Raw genomic sequence first — 366 nt, forward strand, 5'->3', positions numbered from 1 at the left:
CCATAACAGAGTCACCACTTAAACCACTGACGCGTGAATAAAATCCCTGTTTTATAAATTTGTCATGACTGATAAAAATACCTGACGGCTTACGGATTGTTATAGAAACAGTATCTTTTTCAGTTGCCGGTGGGATCACAACCTGAACACGTTCTCCACCCGGAAGCGTGGCAGAACGCAGGGGATATTCAGGAGTCACAGAACCGCCGTCATGAAAATCGGCCAGTGTGGATGCAAAAGAAAGACAATCACTGTAACTCATCTTTTGTTCATACCATTGCCACTTTCCCCTGACCTTTATAAATATTTCTCCTGGTCGGTTAACAGCGATTTCCGTGACACCATCAGTCTCATTCAGCCAGTGAT

1 pseudogene is annotated in these 366 nt (G+C 44.0%); it reads right to left on the reverse strand.

Annotated elements, in window-relative coordinates:
- Positions 1–366, reverse strand: a pseudogene (locus tag RTW80_RS27790) (P-type DNA transfer ATPase VirB11); the annotation flags it as partial.

This window comes from Escherichia sp. AM3 (assembly GCF_032029835.1).
In the GTDB taxonomy this organism is placed as follows: domain Bacteria; phylum Pseudomonadota; class Gammaproteobacteria; order Enterobacterales; family Enterobacteriaceae; genus Escherichia; species Escherichia coli.